23 protein-coding genes, 7 tRNA genes and 1 pseudogene are annotated in these 19,167 nt (G+C 67.6%); 20 read left to right on the top strand and 11 right to left on the bottom strand.

The genetic code is table 11. From position 1 onward, the window contains the following. The first annotated feature begins 641 nt into the window (after positions 1 to 641). The 11 genes and pseudogenes from F7R91_RS01630 to F7R91_RS44185 form a co-directional block, all read left to right on the top strand. Positions 642 to 935: a hypothetical protein gene (locus F7R91_RS01630; RefSeq protein ID WP_150943607.1), complete on the top strand. Its 294-nt coding sequence runs from the start codon at positions 642 to 644 to the stop codon at positions 933 to 935. 10 nt (positions 936 to 945) lie between these two features. Continuing rightward, a complete protein-coding gene (locus tag F7R91_RS01625) occupies positions 946 to 1,125 on the top strand; it encodes a hypothetical protein (protein ID WP_150943605.1) in 180 nt (59 codons plus the stop codon). Beyond that, complete coding sequence (locus F7R91_RS41800) at positions 1,122 to 1,277, top strand: hypothetical protein (RefSeq protein ID WP_191971306.1); 156 nt, start codon at positions 1,122 to 1,124, stop codon at positions 1,275 to 1,277. The genes F7R91_RS01625 and F7R91_RS41800 overlap by 4 nt, the downstream gene beginning before the upstream one ends. Further along, positions 1,274 to 1,492: a hypothetical protein gene (locus F7R91_RS01620; RefSeq protein WP_150943604.1), complete on the top strand. Its 219-nt coding sequence runs from the start codon at positions 1,274 to 1,276 to the stop codon at positions 1,490 to 1,492. The genes F7R91_RS41800 and F7R91_RS01620 overlap by 4 nt, the downstream gene beginning before the upstream one ends. 114 nt (positions 1,493 to 1,606) lie before the next feature. After that, a complete protein-coding gene (locus tag F7R91_RS41795) occupies positions 1,607 to 1,918 on the top strand; it encodes a hypothetical protein (RefSeq protein ID WP_191971305.1) in 312 nt (103 codons plus the stop codon). Then, positions 1,911 to 2,510 (top strand): MT-A70 family methyltransferase, encoded by a 600-nt coding sequence (locus F7R91_RS01610; RefSeq protein WP_150943599.1) that lies wholly within the window; start codon positions 1,911 to 1,913, stop codon positions 2,508 to 2,510. Before F7R91_RS41795 ends, F7R91_RS01610 begins: the two co-directional genes overlap by 8 nt. Then, positions 2,511 to 2,684 (top strand): hypothetical protein, encoded by a 174-nt coding sequence (locus tag F7R91_RS41790; protein ID WP_191971304.1) that lies wholly within the window; start codon positions 2,511 to 2,513, stop codon positions 2,682 to 2,684. It abuts the gene before it with no gap. Continuing rightward, positions 2,681 to 4,876, top strand: coding sequence for a type IV secretory system conjugative DNA transfer family protein (locus tag F7R91_RS01605; RefSeq protein ID WP_225320489.1), 2,196 nt, complete (start codon positions 2,681 to 2,683; stop codon positions 4,874 to 4,876). The genes F7R91_RS41790 and F7R91_RS01605 overlap by 4 nt, the downstream gene beginning before the upstream one ends. A 66-nt stretch (positions 4,877 to 4,942) precedes the next feature. Then, entirely contained in the window at positions 4,943 to 5,179 is a 237-nt protein-coding gene (locus tag F7R91_RS01600) for a hypothetical protein (protein ID WP_150943597.1), read from the top strand. Further along, positions 5,176 to 6,027 (top strand): replication-relaxation family protein, encoded by an 852-nt coding sequence (locus F7R91_RS01595; RefSeq protein WP_150943596.1) that lies wholly within the window; start codon positions 5,176 to 5,178, stop codon positions 6,025 to 6,027. Before F7R91_RS01600 ends, F7R91_RS01595 begins: the two co-directional genes overlap by 4 nt. Before the next feature lie 97 nt (positions 6,028 to 6,124). Beyond that, a pseudogene (locus F7R91_RS44185) lies at positions 6,125 to 6,946 on the top strand (recombinase family protein); the annotation flags it as partial. 102 nt (positions 6,947 to 7,048) lie between these two features. Here F7R91_RS44185 and F7R91_RS01585 read toward each other — a convergent pair. The 3 genes from F7R91_RS01585 to F7R91_RS01575 all read right to left on the bottom strand — a co-directional run bounded on the left by F7R91_RS01585 (position 7,049) and on the right by F7R91_RS01575 (position 8,444). Then, the gene (locus F7R91_RS01585) at positions 7,049 to 7,666 is read right to left on the bottom strand and encodes a hypothetical protein (protein ID WP_150943594.1); all 618 of its coding nucleotides are present in this window, start codon (positions 7,664 to 7,666) and stop codon (positions 7,049 to 7,051) included. A 217-nt stretch (positions 7,667 to 7,883) separates the two neighbouring features. Then, positions 7,884 to 7,958: transfer RNA gene (locus F7R91_RS01580), tRNA-Val, on the bottom strand. A 39-nt stretch (positions 7,959 to 7,997) separates the two neighbouring features. Continuing rightward, a complete protein-coding gene (locus tag F7R91_RS01575) occupies positions 7,998 to 8,444 on the bottom strand; it encodes an SRPBCC family protein (RefSeq protein ID WP_150943592.1) in 447 nt (148 codons plus the stop codon). Between the two features lie 65 nt (positions 8,445 to 8,509). Between F7R91_RS01575 and F7R91_RS01570 the strand changes: the two genes are divergently transcribed. Beyond that, positions 8,510 to 10,906, top strand: a complete 2,397-nt coding sequence (locus tag F7R91_RS01570) for an SCO7613 C-terminal domain-containing membrane protein (RefSeq protein WP_150943590.1) — start codon at positions 8,510 to 8,512, stop codon at positions 10,904 to 10,906. 735 nt (positions 10,907 to 11,641) lie between these two features. Here F7R91_RS01570 and F7R91_RS01565 read toward each other — a convergent pair. Together F7R91_RS01565 and F7R91_RS01560 are read right to left on the bottom strand one after the other, a co-directional pair. Further along, positions 11,642 to 11,713 (bottom strand) — tRNA-Val (locus F7R91_RS01565). Positions 11,714 to 11,792: 79 nt separating this feature from the next. Then, positions 11,793 to 12,245, bottom strand: a complete 453-nt coding sequence (locus F7R91_RS01560) for a TIGR02611 family protein (protein WP_150943588.1) — start codon at positions 12,243 to 12,245, stop codon at positions 11,793 to 11,795. Between the two features lie 191 nt (positions 12,246 to 12,436). Between F7R91_RS01560 and F7R91_RS01555 the strand changes: the two genes are divergently transcribed. Both F7R91_RS01555 and F7R91_RS01550 read left to right on the top strand, forming a co-directional pair. Beyond that, entirely contained in the window at positions 12,437 to 12,850 is a 414-nt protein-coding gene (locus tag F7R91_RS01555; protein WP_004002642.1) for an SsgA family sporulation/cell division regulator, read from the top strand. Positions 12,851 to 13,275: 425 nt separating this feature from the next. Continuing rightward, the gene (locus F7R91_RS01550) at positions 13,276 to 13,836 is read left to right on the top strand and encodes a CGNR zinc finger domain-containing protein (RefSeq protein ID WP_150943585.1); all 561 of its coding nucleotides are present in this window, start codon (positions 13,276 to 13,278) and stop codon (positions 13,834 to 13,836) included. A gap of 65 nt (positions 13,837 to 13,901) precedes the next feature. Here the strand turns inward: F7R91_RS01550 and F7R91_RS41785 are convergent, their stop codons facing one another. Both F7R91_RS41785 and F7R91_RS01545 read right to left on the bottom strand, forming a co-directional pair. Continuing rightward, positions 13,902 to 14,054 (bottom strand): hypothetical protein, encoded by a 153-nt coding sequence (locus F7R91_RS41785; protein ID WP_191971303.1) that lies wholly within the window; start codon positions 14,052 to 14,054, stop codon positions 13,902 to 13,904. A 193-nt stretch (positions 14,055 to 14,247) separates the two neighbouring features. Further along, positions 14,248 to 14,691 carry a hypothetical protein gene (locus F7R91_RS01545; protein ID WP_150943583.1) on the bottom strand — a complete coding sequence of 148 codons (444 nt, stop codon included), beginning with the start codon at positions 14,689 to 14,691 and terminating at the stop codon, positions 14,248 to 14,250. 187 nt (positions 14,692 to 14,878) lie between these two features. Between F7R91_RS01545 and F7R91_RS01540 the strand changes: the two genes are divergently transcribed. Then, positions 14,879 to 15,400 carry a DsbA family protein gene (locus F7R91_RS01540; RefSeq protein WP_191971302.1) on the top strand — a complete coding sequence of 174 codons (522 nt, stop codon included), beginning with the start codon at positions 14,879 to 14,881 and terminating at the stop codon, positions 15,398 to 15,400. A 7-nt stretch (positions 15,401 to 15,407) separates the two neighbouring features. On the opposite strand, the gene F7R91_RS01535 is transcribed toward F7R91_RS01540, so the two are convergent. Genes F7R91_RS01535 through F7R91_RS01525 form a run of 3 tightly spaced genes read right to left on the bottom strand, consistent with a single transcriptional unit; the run spans position 15,408 to position 18,147 of the window. Further along, positions 15,408 to 16,232 carry a GNAT family N-acetyltransferase gene (locus F7R91_RS01535; RefSeq protein ID WP_191971301.1) on the bottom strand — a complete coding sequence of 275 codons (825 nt, stop codon included), beginning with the start codon at positions 16,230 to 16,232 and terminating at the stop codon, positions 15,408 to 15,410. 53 nt (positions 16,233 to 16,285) lie between these two features. After that, the gene (locus F7R91_RS01530; RefSeq protein ID WP_150943577.1) at positions 16,286 to 17,107 is read right to left on the bottom strand and encodes an aminotransferase class IV; all 822 of its coding nucleotides are present in this window, start codon (positions 17,105 to 17,107) and stop codon (positions 16,286 to 16,288) included. Continuing rightward, the gene (locus tag F7R91_RS01525; protein WP_150943574.1) at positions 17,104 to 18,147 is read right to left on the bottom strand and encodes a chorismate-binding protein; all 1,044 of its coding nucleotides are present in this window, start codon (positions 18,145 to 18,147) and stop codon (positions 17,104 to 17,106) included. Before F7R91_RS01525 ends, F7R91_RS01530 begins: the two co-directional genes overlap by 4 nt. Before the next feature lie 178 nt (positions 18,148 to 18,325). Here F7R91_RS01525 and F7R91_RS01520 point away from each other — a divergent pair. From F7R91_RS01520 to F7R91_RS01500, 5 genes are all read left to right on the top strand, one after another. Further along, a tRNA-Gly gene (locus tag F7R91_RS01520) sits at positions 18,326 to 18,398 on the top strand. 39 nt (positions 18,399 to 18,437) lie between these two features. After that, positions 18,438 to 18,511: transfer RNA gene (locus tag F7R91_RS01515), tRNA-Cys, on the top strand. A gap of 1 nt (position 18,512) precedes the next feature. Then, positions 18,513 to 18,584, top strand: a tRNA-Val gene (locus F7R91_RS01510). Between the two features lie 24 nt (positions 18,585 to 18,608). Further along, positions 18,609 to 18,680 (top strand) — tRNA-Val (locus tag F7R91_RS01505). 30 nt (positions 18,681 to 18,710) lie between these two features. Then, a tRNA-Val gene (locus F7R91_RS01500) sits at positions 18,711 to 18,785 on the top strand. Positions 18,786 to 18,842: 57 nt separating this feature from the next. Here F7R91_RS01500 and F7R91_RS01495 read toward each other — a convergent pair. After that, positions 18,843 to 19,130 (bottom strand): TFIIB-type zinc ribbon-containing protein, encoded by a 288-nt coding sequence (locus F7R91_RS01495; protein ID WP_150943573.1) that lies wholly within the window; start codon positions 19,128 to 19,130, stop codon positions 18,843 to 18,845. Positions 19,131 to 19,167: the final 37 nt, after the last annotated feature.

Here is a 19,167-nt window from a genome sequence, read left to right as displayed (position 1 = left end):
TGTTCTTAAATAGAACGCATTGCTTGATTAATGCAAGGATTGAAGATGGAACAAAGTGGGCCAATAAAACGGGCGCGTGACGCATTTCAGGAATTCGTTCATCAATATTCAACCGATAGGCGCAGAGAGGATGCGCTATACGATAGATACTTGTCAGAGTATTTAGCCGCCTGGGTTGAGGCTGGCGATGGCGTCACAAGAACTGGCGCCAGTTACGAGTTTTTCCTTCGCGTGGCTATTGATATTGCCGATGCCGTCATGCAAGGAGAAGTTGACCTAAACTACATTGGCACGAGTCCCAGCTCGTCATATGAGCGTCAAATTATCGGAATCCACAGCCCTGATTACAATAACGGAGAAATCTTAGACAGAGCGCAGTACGAGATAGTTGTTTACAATCATAGAGACGATCCGCCTAGCAGCATAACTTAGCCCGCCTCATGTCCGAGGCGGGTTCTTTCATGTCTCCGCGCAGTCCGGCTCCGTCGACTGTAGTGCTTCCAATCTGCTTCCAACCGCAGGTCAGAGTGCTTCCAGAAGATTTCCACTCCACTTCCGGTCAACCCACGCCGCTGCCTGCAAAGTTGGGCCTGCCAAACGCTCCACCAGAGAGCGACAGCACAACAGAGAGGACAGCGACCGTGAAGTCTTCACGAGCGGTCGGGCTGTACGGAGGCCGTGGCATCAGCCCGGCAGCCCGTACCGTCCGCACCATTCAGGGTGTCGAGGACGACACTTACGTGAACCGTGCCGTTATGCACGCCAAGGCCGTCACCGCCGAGCACGCGATCGGTGAGGTCTCGTACCTGCACGCCATCGGGGCGCAGTACAAGGCCGCCAACCCGGAGGCTGCGGCAGCCATCGATCTCATCATCGGGACGACGGTTACGGGCATTGCCCGTTCGGTCTCCATCTTCAATGCGGAGATCGACTGACATGCGACTCATGCTCGATCTGCTTGGCGTGTTCGCCGGCGTCTTTGCCGGACGCGCCTGGCAGTACTACCTCGACGCTCCGCAGATGCGGGTGAGTCGTCGCATGCACATGGCCCGTGAGGACATCGCAAGTCAGGTTCACCGGGCCGAAGAACAGATGCGCCGCGCCGCCTACCGGGGGCGCATGTGAGCGGCCTGGAAATTCTCGGGGTCGTCGTTGCCGCCTACGGCATCGGGCGCATCCGGCAATGGCAGAAGAACCGCAACGCCGTCAAGGCAGCCGAGGGCCTACGGCACATCATCGACGCCATGCGTAATCACGGGAAAGGAACCAAGGAGTGACAACCATTCCGCAGACGGCGGTCGCTGTACCGCTGGAACTCCTCAAGTCCAAGACCATCACGGTCTTGGTGGACTCATTCCAAGCAGCGTTCACGGCAACGTATGACGAAGAGCGCGGCCTGAAAGAGCAGGCCCGGCGCCGGCTGCTGGCCGAGCTTCGCGGGCCGAATGAGTTCGCCAACTCGACGGCCCACGAGGAGTACAGGCCCTCGTGATTCCTGGGTCAGGGTGGGAGACACGAGCGCTTCGTGCGCTCGTGCTTCTCCTGGTCGCTGCGTACTGCGTTCGGTGGGCGTACGAGTTGGTACGCCCGGTCGTGCCGTTCCTCATTGGCGGAGCTGTGGTGGTTGCGGTGGTATCCGCCGTCCTGGCTGTTCGCCAACGGCGACGCTGGTAATGACGGCCAGATCACGGCCGCCCTCGTACAAAACTACAACGACGTTCTGACATCCCAACCCGCGCGCAAAACGAGCATTCCAACAGGTCTGACCACCCGTGTATTCGCTCGAAGCTTCGGGCGAACATTCGAGCGAATCAAGGATTTTCAAGAGGATCGCTATGTTCTAAATGTATACATAGCTCTGGGGGCAATCTGCCGACCGGAGCGCAAAGGAAAGGAGGGAACAAAAGCGCGTGATTGAAAATGCAACAACAAAACAGGGGGTCCCCGCCCGCTTCCGCACCATTCTGGCGGACCCACCATGGGATCACCAGCAACGCGGGACAAAAGGCGCCGAGCGGCACTACAGGCTCATGAGCTTGGACCGCATCAAGGGGATGCCGGTCGCCGATCTGGCGGAAGAAAACAGTCATTTGTGGCTTTGGGTCACAAATGCCAGCCTCCGTGACGGCTACGACGTGGCCGAGGCTTGGGGGTTCCAGCCCCGCTCGATCTTGACCTGGGTGAAGTTCCGTCTCGGCTTGGGCAGCACGCTCCGAAACGCTTCCGAGCATGTGCTGTTCTGTACACGCGGCGTGGCTCCAGTTAAGTACAAATCCCAACCGACCTGGTTCAACGCGCCAGTTCAGGATCACTCTGTCAAGCCCGACGAGCAGTATGCGCTCATCGAGCGACTGTCGGACGGACCATACTTGGAGCTATTTGCCCGCAGACGGCCACCAAGTACGCGAGGCTGGTGGATCTGGGGCAATGAGGTCGATTCTGACCTGATCATCCCTGGCTACCCCGTGCCCAGCGATCACCGGCATGCCCCCAGCGAAAGGGGGCGGTAGGTGGCCGCACGACGAACCAAAACCGCGCGTCCCGAACGCCGGTTCTTCGTCGAGGGTGTTCGGCGAGAACCAGTGGACACCCGCAAGCTCGCCAAGGCTCTCCTCGCGATGGTCCTGGCCGAGCAACAGCGGATCACCGAAACCGATGCTTCCCACGAGGAGAGCGCCGGGTGACGGATGCCGTTACGGGTAACGGGCTGCTGTTCGCCCGCCTGCATCTGCCACGGCCTCTCGACGCCGACGCCATGCTCAACACCTTGGGCCGGCTGGCCGCAGATCGGCAAACGTCGCAGCTGGTATGGGAAGTCCGCGCCGAGGGCGACCACATCCGCCACCTGGTCGGAGGCCGCCCCGTGGATATAACGCGGCTTGCCCGGCTGCTTGGGCACTTTCTGCCAGGCAGCCAGTTGGACGACGCACCGCAGCACACTCCGGCTCGTCCCTCTGTGCAGTCAGCAGGTCGGTTGCGAGTGCGCCCCTCATACCTTCCGTTGAGCATGGATACCCCGGAGACCGTCTCCCGGGCGGTGCTCTCGGCCCTGGCCGTGCCGCTCGCGGAAGGCGAAGCGCTCGTCGTGCAAGTTGTGCTTGGTCCCCGCATCTTGCCTGGCGTGTTGCCCGCAGAGTTCCCGGACCCCAGCCTGCCGCCCGCGCGGCTGCTACTGACCGGCAGTCGCCCAGCGGGGGCAGAGCTTCGGACTCGGCTACGGAAGCGTGTCGAGCACCCCGGCTTTATGACCACGGTCCGCGTTGGTGCGACTGCCAGCACGCGCAAGCGACGAACCACGCTGCTTATGGGCCTGCTCTCCGGCCTGACCGTGGCGCAGGGGCCGGGCACCCGAATACGGCTGGTCCACGACAGCGCCGCACGGCTCAACGAGGGGCGTCAGCCGTGGCTGTGGCCGCTTCGCTTGTCGGTGCCGGAATTGGCCGGGCTGCTGGCGTTTCCCCTCGGGGACGAGGAACTGCCGGGGTTGCCACCGCTACATCCGAAGCCGCTCCGGGTCGCCGCGCATGTCCACCAAGGCGAGCGGGTCTTTGCCCGCAGCGCGGCCCCCGGCGACGACCAACGGTCAGTCGGTATCGCGCCCACCGACCAAACATTCCACGGAGTCGCGTACGGGCCGAGCGGGTCCGGGAAGACGAATGTCTTGCTCCACCTGATCTTGGCGGATATAGCTGCTGGCCGCCCGGTGGTTGTCCTTGATCCAAAACGGCAGCTCATCGACTCGATCATGGCGCGGGTGCCTGCCGACCAAGTCGACCGCATCGTGGAGCTGAACCCGGGGGACACTTCGCCAGTTGGGTTCAACGTGCTGGACGTGGGCCACCGTGACCCGGACGTAGTCGTTGACGGCATCCTGGCCGTCTTCGCCTCGGTCTTCGCCGATGGATTCGGCCCCAGGACTGCTGACATTTTCAGCTCGGGCCTCCGCACCTTGGCCCGCGGGAGCCTTCCGAACGCTCCGGCGACCCTGACGGATTTGCCCCGGCTGTTCACCGACCCGGCATTCCGTCGCCCGTACGTCGGCCGGGTGCAAGATGACCTCGCACTGGCCGGGTTCTGGGCCGCGTGGGACGAGCAAGGCCCCGCCGCCCAAGCGACAGTCCTGGCAGCCCCCATGAACAAACTACGACAATTCCTGCTGCGGCCGGCGGTAGTGCGGATGCTGGATCAGCGGTCGGGGCGGTTCCGGCTGCGGGATGTCTTCAAGGCCAACAAGGTCGTACTCGTGCCCCTCAACGAGGGCCTGGTGGGACCTGGAGTGGCTTCACTTTTGGGCAGCCTGGTCATCGCGGAGGTCTGGCAGGCCGTCCAGGAGCGAGCCGGTGAACCGAACGCGCATCTGCGACCGGGCACGGTGTACGTAGACGAGGCCCCAAGATTCGTGCACCTGCCGACTTCGCTGGCGGATGCTTTGGCCATTTCGCGGAGTTTGTCCGTAGGGTGGTTTTTGGCCGCGCAGTTCCGCAGCCAGTTCCCGCCGGAACTGCGCACAGCTGTGGATATCAACGCGCGGAGCAAGGTTGTGTTCGCGACCGAAGCCGACGACGCCCGCGACCTGGCGACCAAGCTGGCCCCGGAGTTGGAGCCTGCGGACTTCATGAGCCTGCCGCGCTTCCACGCTTACGCGAATCTTGTCGCGAACGGTGCGCCGTCCGGCTGGGGGCTGGTGCGCACCCTGCCGCCACCGCCGGTCATCGCTGACCCTGAAGCGGTGCGTGCAGTCGCCCGCGCCAATTACGCACCCGCACAAGTCGCCCCGGCGCAGGCAGTCACGGCTACCCGCGAACCGGCAACAACGCCCGACGCTGACCCGCCGCAAATTGGCCGCAAACGCCGAGCGAAGCCAGCCGACGAATAGCCGTGGATCGCGAATAGCGCCCTGGGCTGTACCCCTGTCTTCGCCCCTCTGTTCGCTGCTCTTTCCATGACGGAGATCTTCCGCGCGTTCGTGCAGGACAGCCCCGGTCGGTTGGCCAAGCGCGGGAGGGGAATCGACTGCATCTCCAGCACTCAAATCCGCATCCCCGGCCAGGGCTTGCCCGGCGAACAGCAAACCGGCCAACGAACCATCTTTCCGCGCATCCAGAGAGAGACGGCGTTCCTTCCGGAACGGCCGCCGTGCGCAAAAACCCTAGTTTTAAAAGAAGGGAGAAAAGAATGAAGAACAATGACATCGCCAGTTTGCTTGAACTGCTTTCTGACCGCGATCTAGCCATCCTCGAATCATTGCGCGTACATCGCGCACTGACCACCATCCTTATCCGGCGTCTGCACTTCCCGATCAGCAATGAACCCCACGAAGCGGGGAACGGAAGAAGCCACGCGACCGAAATGGCTGCTGCCGTGGCCACGATCCGTGTCTTGACTCGGCTGGAGTCCCACCGCCTGATTGCCCGCCTGCATCGGCGGATCGGGGGTGTGCGTGCCGGGAGCACCGGCATCGTGTGGCAGCTCGGTGCAAGCGGTGAACGCCTGCTGCGTGCCCGCCATGGCGACGCGGCCCGCCGCCGCTACAGCGAGCCGTCACCCGCGTTCATCGCTCACACGTTGGCTGCCGCCGACCTGGCCATCCAGCTCCAAGAGTTAGCCCGGCGGGGCGTGATCGAGCTGCTGCGCCTCGAAGCCGAGCCGGAGTGCTGGCGGACGTTTCTATCAGCGCACGGTGCACGAGCCTGGCTCAAGCCCGATCTGTTCGCGATCACGGCGGCCGGGGACTACGAGAACCATGTGTTCATCGAGGCCGACAACGCCACCGAACACATGCCGGTCATCGTGCGCAAGGCGCTCCAGTACCAGCAGTACGCCGCAACCGGCATCCACCAACAGGAACACGGGCTGTTCCCGATCGTGGCGTGGGTGGTGCCCGATGCCAGACGGCAAGCAGCCATCCGGGTAGCACTGGAAAGCGAGCCAAAGTTGCGGGACCTTGTGGCCGCCAGAATGTTCCAGGTGGTGACGACCGAGGAATTTCCGGGGTTTATCGGCGGCACTGGCCAGGCCAGCCCATAAACAGGCTTGTCCTGCCAAAATGGCCTTCGGTAATTGGCCATAACGGAGTTACTATTGGACTACCAAAACAGTAATAGCACCAGGAAAGGAGAATATAATGCCATCTCAGACATCGAGCAAGAATCGCAAAGAAGTTGCAGTGAAGCGAGCGGTTCTATACCTGCGCGTTTCGTCCAAGCGCCAGATGGACACCGACGCAGACTTCGACCCCGAGGGCAACTCGATCAACACGCAGCGAAAACATGCGCTGCAAAAAGCCAAAGAACTCGGAGTTGACGTCGTCGACGAGTACGTCGAACCAGGAAACTCGGCAGTAACCATCGCCAAGCGGCCCGTTTTTCGCCAGATGCTCAAACGCATCACCGAGCAGCGAGACGTCGATTGCGTCATCATCTACATGCGCTCACGCGTCTTCCGAAACTACATCGACGCCGCCATCACCAAGCGGCAGCTTGAGCAGTTCGGCGTCAAGTTGGTGTCCACCAAAGAGAACTTCGGCGACGGCGATATGGCCGAGGCCATGGAGGCAGTAACCGATGTTTTCAACTGGCTTGCAGTCCGCCAAAGCGGCGAGGACGTCAAGACCAAAATGGCCAACAAGGCTCGCAACGGCGGCACGATCACCCGCACCCCTGTCGGGTACCTGAACACCATCGAACTCGTCGACGACCGCAGGGTTCGCACCGTCGCCGTCGATGCTGTACGCGGCCCCTTCATCCGCCTGGCGTTCGAGCTGTATGCCACCGGTGAGTTCACCGTGGAAGAAGTGGCGCAGGAACTGTACGACCGTGGGCTGCGTATGCCCCGCAACGCCCGGCACCCCGAAGAACGGGGGATCTCCACCAACCGACTGCACGTCGTCCTGCGCGACGACTACTACTGCGGCTGGATCACCCACGAGGGCGAGAAGTACAAGGGGCGTCATACTCCCCTGGTCCCCCAAGACCTCTTCGACCGTGTACAAGAGATTGCCGACTCCCGAAACAACGCTCGTGAGAGACGGCGTGTGCATCACCACGAGCTAAAGGGTTCGCTGTTCTGTGGCTCCTGCCGTCGCCACCGAGGTGAACAGCGCCGCATGATCGTTCAGCACGCCACCAACCGGAACGGCGACGTCTATCGGTACTTCTTCTGCAACGGCCGCTTCGATCACATTTGTGAGCTGCCGTACGCCCCGATCGAACAGGTCGAGGAAGCTGTCGAGGACCACTACGCCACTGTGCGCTTCACACCAGAGTTCATCTCTGCCATGCGCACTGAACTGGCCACCATGGTCGATGAGCAGCAGGCCACGACCAAGCTCCTCCAAGCCCAGCTCACGAAACAGCTTCGTGCGCTCGACACCAAGGAGAGCAACCTCATCGACCTGGCCGCCGACGGCGGCCTGCCCCAGGGCAAGATCAAGGCCAAGCTGCGAGACATCACCAAGCAGCGGGATCGCCTGACGACTCGGCTCCACGATGTCGACGAAGACCTCAGCACAGGAGCAGAGATCATCGAGACGTGTTTGCAGCTTCTGCAAGATCCGCAAGCGTTGTACCGGCGTTGCAACGATCAGCAGCGCCGCCGGCTGAACCAGGCGCTCTTCGAGGCGCTGTACATCGACAAGGACTCGGACGGCAACGTTCGGGTGGGCCACAAGCTCAAGGAGCCGTTCGGCACACTGCACGCGGCACAAGCCCAACACCAAGCCCCCACAGGGCCGCCGCAGGCCCCGGCCACCCTCCAAGCCGTCCTGCCTGCCCCCAAACGGCAAAGCGCCCCTCCCCAGCCGGGGACGGGCGCTGGCCTGCAACTAACAGGGGCCGCCCTAGCGGGCGGCCCCTGGAAGGTACCGGGTTCCAATGAACTTCTTATGGTGGGCGATACTGGGTTCGAACCAGTGACCTCTTCGGTGTGAACGAAGCGCTCTCCCACTGAGCTAATCGCCCGGGAACGCACTGAACAATACAGGTCCCCGCGGCCTTCCTTCAAACCGCTTCGAGGTACTTCACCAGGCCGCGCCGTCCGGACCGCATCATCAGCCAGTGGTTGGCGCGGAACACCGGCCGTCCCGGCACGGCGAACAGCCTGAGCAGCGGCTTGTTGACGTCGACGACCTGCTCGTAGCGCGCCAGCGTGCCGCCCCCGCCGCCGGTGATCGTCCAGCGCACCCGTCCGTCGAGGTCACCGGACAGAGCGATCTCCAGCACTCCGGCCGCCCGGTCGCGGCGCACCTCGCGCGCGGTGAAGGTCAAGTCGTAGGGCAGGAGGGCGCGGACACGGATGACGCCGACCGTGTCGCCGGCCCGCCGTACCTCGCGCACCTGGCGCCACCAGCGCGGGTAGTCCTCGGCACGCTCCAGGGCGTCGTACACGGCGCCGGGCGGCGCGGCCAGGGCCCACCGGCTGCGGAAGCGGTAACGGGTCCAGTCCATGTTCCGAGTCTGCCCTCCCGGGACGCGGTGAGCCGCATCTGAGTACGTTCTGAGTAGCCGCACTCATGCCGTGCGAAGTGACGCGGCCCACACTCCAAGGCATGACACACACCCCGCCCCCGGCCGAGGAGTTGCGGCTCCTCGACGCAGAGCTGTGGCGCCTCGACGCCCGCCGGGCTCACCTGCTCGTCCGGCGCGCCCAGTTGGTCGGCGCCCTCCAGTCGGCACAGCGCGTGCAGCCGGTCTCGCCGACGCCCGTGGGGCCGTCCCGCCCGGAGGCCACCGCACCGGGTGTGCAGAACGTCCTTCTGCTGCTCGGAGGCATCCTGCTCACCATCGCGGCGATGGTGTTCACGCTGGTCAGCTGGGGTCATCTGGGGATCGCCGACCGGGCCCTGGTGCTCGGCGCCGTCACGCTGACGGCCCTCGGCACACCGGTGGTGCTGCTGCGGCGGGGTCTGCGCTCGACCGCCGAGTCGGTCGCGGGCCTCGGCCTCGCGTTGACGGTACTGGACACCTATGCCCTGCACGAGGTCACGTTCACGGCGGCGGACGGCATGACGTACCTGGCCACCGCGTCGACGGTGCTGTCCGCGGTGTGGGTGGCGTACGGCTCGGCGCTCGCCGCGCTCCCGGCCGCGACCCCGCTGCGTCTCCCGCTGCCCGCCGCTCTGGTCGTCGCCCAACTCCCGCTGCTGCTCTGGGGGTTCGCAACCGGCGGTGGACCGCACACGATCACGGCCGCGCTGCTGCTGACCGCCGCCTTCGACACGGTGGTCGCGCTCCGGGTGTCCGTGCCGTCCGTCCGTCTCGTCGCCGTCGGCGGCGCGTTCGGCACCGGTGGCGCGGGCGTATTGACGACCGGCCTGCTCTCCCTGAGCGCGACCGGTCCGAGCGCCGCCGCCCGTGCGGCGGCGCTCTTCCTCCTCGCGGCGACGATCGCGCTGGGCGCCGCGTGGTTCACCCCGCGGCCCGGGCTCGCGACGGGCTCCGCGACGGTGGGCGGCCTGCTCCTGGCCACCGGCGCCGGGGGTGTGCTGCGCACCTGGCTGCCCGGCGACTGGCTGGTGCCCGCGTATCTGGCGTGCGGGATCGCCCTGTTGGGCGGGGTGCGGGGTGCCCTCCCGGAGCCGGTGCGCCGGGGTGTCGTCCGGGCCTCCGCGGCCGTGCAGGCGGGTGCCGTGCTGTGGACGCTGCCGGCCGTCGGTGTCGCCCTGCTGGGGCCGGCCTCGTGGGTGTGGCGGGCGTGGTCCGGTGCTCCGGCCGACGCGCGCGACGCGGCGACGGCCGACGCGCTCTGGCCGCCGTACTCCGCCACCGTTCCCCTCGTCCTCGCCGCGGTCGCCGCGGTGGCGGCCCTGGCGTTCCGTGGCACGGAGCGGCACCCCCGGGCGCTGACGGTCGCGCTGACCCTGACCTGGGCAGCGGTGATGGTCATCCCGCCGGCGCTGGAACTGCCGTACACCGTCGGCCTCGTGCTGTACGGAGTCGCGGCGACGGCTCTGCTGGGCCCTGTGACGCGGACGGCGACGGGACTCGCCCTGCTCACCTCCCTGTGCCTCGGCTTCCTCTCGCTGGCCGCGGAACCCGCGACCCTCGCCGTGCTCGCGTCACTGACCGTCCTGTTCGCGGCGGCCGCGTGGCGGCGGCGCCTCGCCCCGGTCTCCGCCGCCGCGTCCCTCGTGTACGCCACCGGGCTCATGTGCGCCGTGGGCGCCTCGCTGAACTGGCAGCCGCAGCACACCGCGCTGCTGGTGCTCGTGGTGCCGGTGGCCGCGGCCCTGATCGCACCGCGCACCGCCGACCCCGCCGTCACGGCGGCCGTCGAGGCGACGGGAGCCGGCGCCGGCCTCCTCGCCGTCGGTCTCGCGATCGCCGACCCACCCCTGCTGGCCCTGGTGCTCGCCCTGTGCGGGGTGATCGCCGCCGGTACCGCCGTCCGCCCCGGCCGCCGCCCCGTGGGCTACGCGGCCGCCGTCCTCTTCCTGGCGGCCACCTGGGTTCGCCTGGCGGCCTGGGACGTGGCGACGCCGGAGGCGTACACGCTGCCGGTCACGGTTCCCGCGCTGCTCGTCGGCGCCCTGCGCCGGCACCGCGATCCCGAGGCGTCGTCCTGGACGGCCTACGGTCCCGGACTGGCCGCCACCTTGATGCCGAGCCTCCTCGCGGCCTGGGGCGACGCGCACTGGACGCGCCCGCTGCTGCTGGGCGCGGCGGCTCTGCTGGTCACCCTGCTGGGTGCCCGGCACCGCCTCCAGGCCCCGCTGCTGCTCGGCGGCTCGGTGCTCACGCTGGACGCGCTGCATGAACTCGCCCCGTACCTGGTCCAGGTGACCGACGCACTCCCCCGCTGGGTTCCTCCCGCCCTCGCCGGACTGCTCCTGCTCGCGCTCGGAGCGACGTACGAGCAGCGGCTGCGGGACGTCCGGCGGGTGCGGGAGGTCCTGGGGAGGATGAACTAGCCGACGGTAACGGCATTGTCCGGGCTCAGAGTGAGGTCGAGCGGCGTAACTTCCGAAGAAATCCAGCGGCGTTCTGGAAACGTCGGAAACGTCCGGGGGATTTCCGCCGATGGCCTGTGTCTGGAACTTCTCCCAGAAAGAGACATAGTCCTGGAAGTCCCTCCCCGAGTAACGGATCGTCACCGTCCAGTCGGCGGAGGGTTGCCAAGGGTCTGGGTGGGGGGAGTTCGTGGCGCCCGGGCGCGTGGCGGGGTGGCTCGGGCGGGGGTTGGCGGGCAGGGGGCGAGAGGCTGGCGCTGTTTGGGAGCCTCGCGGCACCGAGTCGGGAGTCAGCCATATCTGGCCGGAGGGCTTCCGCGGGTGGGCGGAAGAACGCCGTCCCACACGGCCGGAGAGACGTCCTCACCCGGCCGGAGCAGCCGCCACATCCGGCACAAGGGCTTCCGCGGGTGGGCTGAGGAACGCGGTCCACCCGGCCGGAGGAACAGTGCCACCCGGGCGGAGGTGATTTCTCATCCGGTTGGAGGGTTCATCCCACCACCGAAAGCGACTCCCCGAGCCCGTCGGTGAGGTCTCCCCGAGCGTCGAAGGGCCTGCTCCCGCGGCGCAGGGCCCGCTCCCGCGTCGGCGTGCATGCCCCCACGCGTCGGCGCGCCCGCGCCCCCACCTGCCGTCCGCGCAGCACACACGACAACGGCCCGTCCGCTCTCTCGCAGACGGGCCGCCGTATCCCGGTGGGCGATACTGGGTTCGAACCAGTGACCTCTTCGGTGTGAACGAAGCGCTCTCCCACTGAGCTAATCGCCCGGGCGCAGGAAGAACATTACCCCATGTCAGGGGGTGCCTGTGACCAGCGACAACCGGCAAACGGCACCCCCTTCGCCGGTCACTGGTCCTTGATCTTCCAGGGCATCTCGAAGCCGAACTTCCAGAGGTAGACGCCGACGAGTACGCCCACGATGACCAGGCCGATCACCGTCAGCGTGATGTTGCGCCGACGGACCTTGGGATCGAGGGCACGCTGCGCCGCCTCGGTGACCTTGCGCTTGGTCCAGCGCAGCACCAGCTGGGCCCAGACGAACTCGGTCGCCCAGATGGCCATGCCGCCGAAGATCACCACCCAGCCCGGTCCGGGCAACGGCAACATGATGACGCCCGCGCCCACGACCGCGAGTCCGATGATGAAGACACCGACCTGCCAGCTGACGTGCAGCATCCGGCGCGCCTTGATGAATTCCGGCGCCCGCGAGCCGAGCCCCTGATGGCTTGTCGCCTCGTCCGCCTTCGTCTCGTCCGACGCCACGGCTACCTCGCCCGGCTCGTCACTCCCCGTATTCATACGGCCAAACCCTACCCGAACGAAACCAGTCACTGGAATGGTCGTACCGTGCTAACAGGTTCTCGGCCGGAAGAGTTACGTAAAGACACGCAAAACACTCAGAGGGGTTTACAACGGCACCGTAGGTGGCATGTCGATTTCGCCGACGTGCGAATCCCCGAGCGCACACTGAGCGAAAGGCCCTGGCGCTTATGAACACCACGGTCAGCTGCGAGCTGCACCTGCGCCTCGTTGTGTCGAGCGAGTCCTCCCTGCCTGTCCCCGCAGGCCTGCGGTACGACACGGCCGACCCCTACGCCGTGCACGCCACCTTCCACACCGGAGCCGAGGAGACCGTCGAGTGGGTGTTCGCCCGCGACCTCCTCGCGGAGGGCCTCCACCGGCCCACCGGCACCGGCGACGTCCGAGTCTGGCCGTCGCGCAGCCACGGCCAGGGCGTCGTATGCATCGCCCTGAGCTCTCCTGAGGGCGAGGCTCTGCTCGAGGCCCCGGCGCGGGCCCTGGAGTCCTTCTTGAAGCGGACGGACGCGGCCGTGCCGCCCGGCACGGAACACCGGCATTTCGATCTTGATCAGGAGCTCTCGCACATCCTGGCGGAGAGCTAGGGGCGAGGCCTCACGAAGCCGCCCGGCGCCGTCCACTCGGGGAGACGGCTCGGGCTCAGACAGCCGCATTCGGCTCATGGCCGGCGCCGCCCCGCGGAGCGTTCCGCGGGGCGGCGCCGGTTGTGTGCGGGGCCGTGGCCATGGGGCCAGGGGTTGGCGTGGGTCGGGGAGACCTGTGATCGCGGGTGCGGTCGGTTGTGGCAGGGAGCCGCACAGCCCGGCACCCACGGGTGCCGCCTCTCTCGGGGACAGGAGCCGCCCCAGCGGCACGGCTGCCCGCGGCTGTACGGCCGCCGGGAACCACCGCCCTCTCCGTCGCGTTGTATTCGGCAAGCGCGGGCGCGGCCGGTGGGTGTCGGGTCGGAGCCACTACCATCGGCCAGCATCGGCGGGCGCCCGCCCGTCTCCAGGCCAGGGAGCGAAACGTGCTGATCACCCACGACACCCGGTGCGCGCTCGACACCGTGGTGGATCTGGTGAACACCGCACCGGAGGACGACACGACACCGGACGCACTGCCGGACGTGCCGGCCCTCGAGGATTTTGTGCGCAACCACGACGTCAGTGATGTCGGGGCGCTCTCGGTGTTCGACCTCTCCGCGGTGCGCAAGATCCGCGGGCGGTTCGCCTCGGTCTTCGCGGCCCCGGACGCCCGGACGTCCGCCAAGCTGATCAATGAGCTGGTGGCCGCCGCGGGCACCACGCCCCGGCTCACGGACCACGACGGCTACGACTGGCATGTGCACTACTTCGCGCCGGGCGCCTCCGTCGCCGACCACCTGGCGGCCGACTGCGGAATGGCGCTGGCGTTCTTCGTGGTCGCCGGTGAGCAGGAGCGGCTGCGGCGCTGTGAGGCCCCCGACTGCCGGCGCGCCTTCGTCGATCTCTCCCGCAACCGTTCGCGGCGCTACTGCGACAGCCGCACCTGCGGAAACCGGCTGCATGTGGCCGCGTACCGGGCCCGGCGCAAGGAGGCGGCGGGCTGACGCCCCCTGGACACCTTGGTGTGTCGTGGCCCCCGGCGGGTGGCGCCGGGAACCACGGGTATGGCTCACAGCATCAGCAGATCGTGCAGCGCAGCCATGAGCAGCAGACACCCGATCACCGCAAGGAAGATCATCAGCGGTGGCTGGGAAAGGGCGAAGAGGCACCCGCGCGGCTCGTCCTGTGGCGGCGCGGCCTCGCTCTGTGTCGTGTCCAGCATCTCGCCGCGATGATGACGCAGCGAGCACTCCTGACGCGTTCAACACGCCCGGGAGGAACGGGAGTTCGCTGGAATCCGTGACATTCGGTTCAGCTCGTGATCGTTTACGGACGCACGCCGACCCGCTGTGTCGCTTCGGTCCGTCCCGCGGATGTCAACGGATGTCAGCGGATGAGGGCGGATGCCGGCGGTGTCATATGCCGTGCTTCTTGAGGATGGCCTCGATGTCGCTGAAGTCGTCCGCCGACTCGGCGCGGGGCGCGGCCGCGGGGCGGGTCGCCGGACGCTTCCCCGGGCCCAGGGAAGGGGCCGAAGCCGCGGGAGCCACCGCGTCGCTCTGCGTGGCGCCCCTGGTCTCCTTGCGTTCCTTGCGGGTGCCACCACGGCGGCGCTCCACGGCACGGGTGGTCGCGAACAGCACCCAGGCCGCGCCGAGCACACCGAAGCCCGCCCAGGCCGTGGGGCTGAAGGCGGTGTCGGCGGCCCACTCGACGATTCCGGTCATCACCAGTCCGAGCGGGACGAGGGAGTAGGCGGCGATCCGGACCGCGGCGAGGAAACGCTTGCGGTACGCCGTGACCGCGGCGATGCCCAGGCCGGCCGCGGAGACGGCGGAAAAGACAGTCTCGGCAATCATCCGGTCCTCCAGGCAGGGCACGATCGGGCAGGGACACGTTTCGTCCCTTCCATCCTGCACCGCCCGGAGCCCGCCCGGCCATGCTCCGGCCGGACATCAGGGAGATCTCCGGGTCGGCTCCTCCGCAGGTGCCGGTCGGGGTCGTACCGGTTGGGTGCCCCGGGCCCGGGGCTGGGAGACTGTGCCCATGAGTGACTCCTCCCCCGACCGTACCGCCGTACCGGTCCTCGACGTCTGGTGCGAACTGCAGTGCACGGACTGCCGCAGCGCCCTGGACGACCTTCGCGCCCTGCGCGCCCGCTACGGCGACCGTCTGGAGCTGCGGCTGCGGCACTTCCCGCTGGAGAAGCACAAGCACTCCTTCGCCGCGGCGCAGGCCGCCGAGGAGGCCGCGGAGCAGGGGCAGGGATGGCCGTACGTCGAGGCGGTGCTCGGGCGGGTCGAGGAGCTGGACCGCGGGGGCGAGGCCTTCCTGATCGAGGTGGCCCGTGAACTCGGGCTGGACGCCGAGGAGTTCGACACCGCGCTGATCGACGGCCGGCACATCCTGATCGTCGACGCCGACCAGGCCGAGGGCAAGGCGATTGGTGTGACCGGCACCCCGACCTATGTCATCGGCGGCGAGCGCCTCGACGGCGGCAAGAGCCAGGAAGGGCTGCGCGAGCGCGTCGAGGAGATCGCGGACCGGCTGCTGGCCGAGCAGGCGTGAGGCGATCTCAGAGCAGGTTCTTGTACATCGAGTACCCGATCGTCACGTAGCCCAGTGACTCGTAGAGCCTCTCGGCAGGGGTGTTGCCCGCGAACACGTTGAGGCCGAGGACCCGTCTGCCGGCGGACAGGGCCTGGGCCTCGGCGAGCAGCATCAGGGAGCGGCCGTGGCCCCGGCCCCGGTGGGGTTCGTCGGTCTCGACGTCGAAGACGAACGCCTTCTCCCCCGCGAAGGCCACCCAGAGGCAGCCGACTCGGCTGCCCTCGTGTTCCAGGACGCTGAGCAGCATGTTCTCCGTGGCCAGGCCCTGCGGCAGCAGCTGCTCATGGTCCCGCTGCGACTTGGCCCGTGCCTCGGCCTCGGGCACGCCCCGGTCGATCAAGTCCTGGGCGTACCCCTCGATGCCGTGCTCGCTCCAGGGTCCGTACTCGGCCTGCGTCAAGGGTCTGCCCCGGCTGCCCGCGGGCAGCTCGGGTGCGATGCTGCCGAGTTGCTTCTCCATGCCCCGGTTGCGGTGGACGTAACCGAGCGCCGTGGCGAGCCGCAGCGCGGCCCCGGCCTCCGCCGGCACCCTGATCTCCAGCTGAGTGCAACCCCAGCTCCGCGCGACCTCCTCGGCGGCGAGAGCGGCGACCGTGCCCCGGCCGCGCCCGCGGTCCGGCACCTCGATGCGCAGGTCCTTGATCTGGGCGACGGCAGGCCCGAGGGAGGGATGCGTCGAGAGGTGTATCCCGCCGACGGGGCGGCTGTTCACACACACCTGGTAGCGCCGTGAGCGTGTCCCGTCGGCCGCATGCTGAAGCGGCTCGGTCGGCCGCAGAGTCGTGGTCATCACCGGTGTTCTACCCGCTGCCGCCGGCCAGGTCAGCCCAATATCGCCGGCCTTTACGGATCGAGGTCGCCCGCGGCCCGCTCGTCGAAGACCCGCATGGCCTTGGCGGTCACCGGGCCCGGCGCGCCGGACAGCTCCCGGCCGTCGACCCGGTGCACGGCCTGTACGTCGCGCAGCGTGGAGGTGAGGAAGACCTCCTCGGCCTGTTCCAGGACGTCCAGCGGCAGGTCGGTCTCCTTGGCGCCCGTCCACTCGACGGTCAGGGCACGGGTGATGCCGGCGAGGCAGCCGGAGGCGAGCCGCGGGGTGTGGATCTCGCCGTCGAGGACGACGAAGACATTGGACCCGGTGCCCTCGCAGAGCTGCCCGACCGTGTTGCCGAACAGCGCCTCGGAGGCGCCCTGTTCGTGGGCACGGGCGAGGGCGACGACGTTCTCGGCGTACGAGGTGGTCTTCAGGCCGGTGAGGGCGCCGCGCTCGTTGCGGGTCCAGGGGACCGTGATCACGGCCGTGGAGTCGGGGCGGCGGGTGGTCTCGCCGAGGGCGACGACGAGGGTGGGGCCGTGTTCGCCGCGGTCGGAGCCGAGCGGGCCGTGGCCGCCCGTGTACGTGATCCGCAGCCGGCCGAGCGGCATCGGGTTGGCCTCGATGACGGCGGCGCAGGCGCGGCGGACCTCGTCGAGGTCGGGGTCGGGCAGGCCGAGGCCCTGGGCGGAGCGGGTCAGCCGGTCGAGATGGCGGGTGAGCGCGAACGGCCTCCCGTGCACCGCCTTCACCGTCTCGAAAATGCCGTCGCCCACGGTCAGTCCGTGGTCGAAGACGGAGACACGGGCGGACTCGATGTCCTGCAACCCGCCGTCGAGCCAGATCGTCACGTCAGTCCCTCTCCAGTCACCTCGTACGTTCCCGACGCTACCGCGAGCAGGCGGGACGCCTTCAGTTCGGTCTCCCGCCACTCCCCCTCGGGGTCCGAGCCCCAGGTGATGCCGGCGCCGGTGCCGAACCGCAGCACGCCGTCCGCGCGGTCGATCCAGAAGGTGCGGATGCCGACGGCCAGCTCACCGGTCCCCCGGTCCGCGTCGACCCAGCCGATGCCTCCGCAGTAGGGGCCCCGCGGTGCGGTCTCCAGTGCGTCGATGATCCGCAGGGCGCTCGACTTGGGCGCGCCGGTGACCGAGCCGGGCGGGAAGGTCGCGGCGAGCAGTTCCGGCCAGCCGGCGTCCTCGCGCAGCTCGCCGCGGACGAGCGACACCAGGTGCACCAGTCCCGGATGCTTCTCGACCACGCACAGGTCGGGCACGGTGACGCTGCCCGTCGCACAGACCCGCCCGATGTCGTTGCGGACCAGGTCCACGATCATCACGTTCTCGGCGTAGTCCTTCTCCAGAAGGTCCGCCTCGGTCCGCCCGGTGCCCTTGATCGGCCCGGACTCGACGGTGCGGCCGTCCCGGCGCAGGAACAGTTCGGGGGACGCGGTGGCTGTCTCTACGCCGTGACCGGGCAACCGAATCGTTCCTGCGAACGGCGCGGGGTTGCCGCGCGCCAGCAGCGCCGTCAGCGCGTCCACGTCGGCGTCGGGCGCCACGGGCGCGGTGAGCACCCGGCAGAGGTTCGCCTGATAGACCTCGCCGGCCGCGATGTGCTCACGGATCCGCCGGACACCCGCCGTGTACGCGGCGTGGTCGAGGGAGGACGTCCAGTCACCGGCCGCCGGCCCGTGCCACCCGCCCGGCACCGGCGCCGGCACGGGCTCCTGTCGTACGTCGCTGAAGCGGGCGCAGGTCAGACCGCCCTCGTATTCCGCGCAGACGGCCCAGAAGCCGGTGGAGTCGAGGGCCGAGGGATCACTGGTGACGTCGACGAGGCCCGTGGCGACACGGTTGCCGAAGCGGGCGAGAGGAGGGAGGCGGAGCACGCGACGAGTCTATGGCGCGTGTCCGGCACATGGCCTGACCATGTCGTTCCCGGGGCCGGGACCAGGAACGTGAGCAGGCGCAGCGCAGCACGCTGCACAAACGCGTTTTTGTACTGGCCCGGGAATCCGCTAGAGTTCAGCATGTCGCCGGGACGCGCAAGCGGAACGGAAACGACAAGCGGACGTAGCTCAGTTGGTAGAGCGCAACCTTGCCAAGGTTGAGGTCGCCAGTTCGAACCTGGTCGTCCGCTCGAAGGACGTGGGGGATCATCCCGAACCCCTGCACTCCTGGTGGAGTGGCCGAGAGGCGAGGCAACGGCCTGCAAAGCCGTCTACACGGGTTCAAATCCCGTCTCCACCTCCAAGGACGATTAGCTCAGCGGGAGAGCGCTTCCCTGACACGGAAGAGGTCACTGGTTCAATCCCAGTATCGTCCACTGGCCCGGGCTGACCGGGCCTCAGCGCGATTAGCTCAGCGGGAGAGCGCTTCCCTGACACGGAAGAGGTCACTGGTTCAATCCCAGTATCGCGCACGCAGTACGCACCACCAGCAGGTCCCACCTGCGCGATTAGCTCAGCGGGAGAGCGCTTCCCTGACACGGAAGAGGTCACTGGTTCAATCCCAGTATCGCGCACCAGCCGAAGCCCCCGGCCGTCTCGTACGGCCGGGGGCTTCGTCGTGCCCGGGTCTCCCGTCAGGAGGAGAAGAGCATGTGACCGAAGCTCTTGTGACGCTTGTGGCCGTAGTGGCCGCCATGGCCGTGGCCACCGTGCGGGGCACCCCAGGCGGGGGCCGGGGCCGACGGGTACGCCTGCGGGGCACCCGGCGGCGGCGCGGGCTGCGACCACTGGCCCTCCAGGCGGGTCAGCGCCTCCAGCTCGCCGTAGTCGAGAAAGATGCCGCGGCAGCCGCTGCACTGCTCGATCTGGACGCCATTGCGGTTGTACGTGTGCATCGGCGCATGACATTTCGGACACTGCATGGTCGGCTCAACTCCTCGCCGGTAGATCCAGCTTCGT

It is taken from the genome of Streptomyces luteolifulvus, from assembly GCF_008806595.1.
GTDB classification, from domain to species: Bacteria; Actinomycetota; Actinomycetes; order Streptomycetales; family Streptomycetaceae; genus Streptomyces; species Streptomyces luteolifulvus.
The sequence above is the reverse complement of the archived record's forward strand: the minus strand, read 5'-3'. Positions and strand labels throughout refer to the sequence as shown.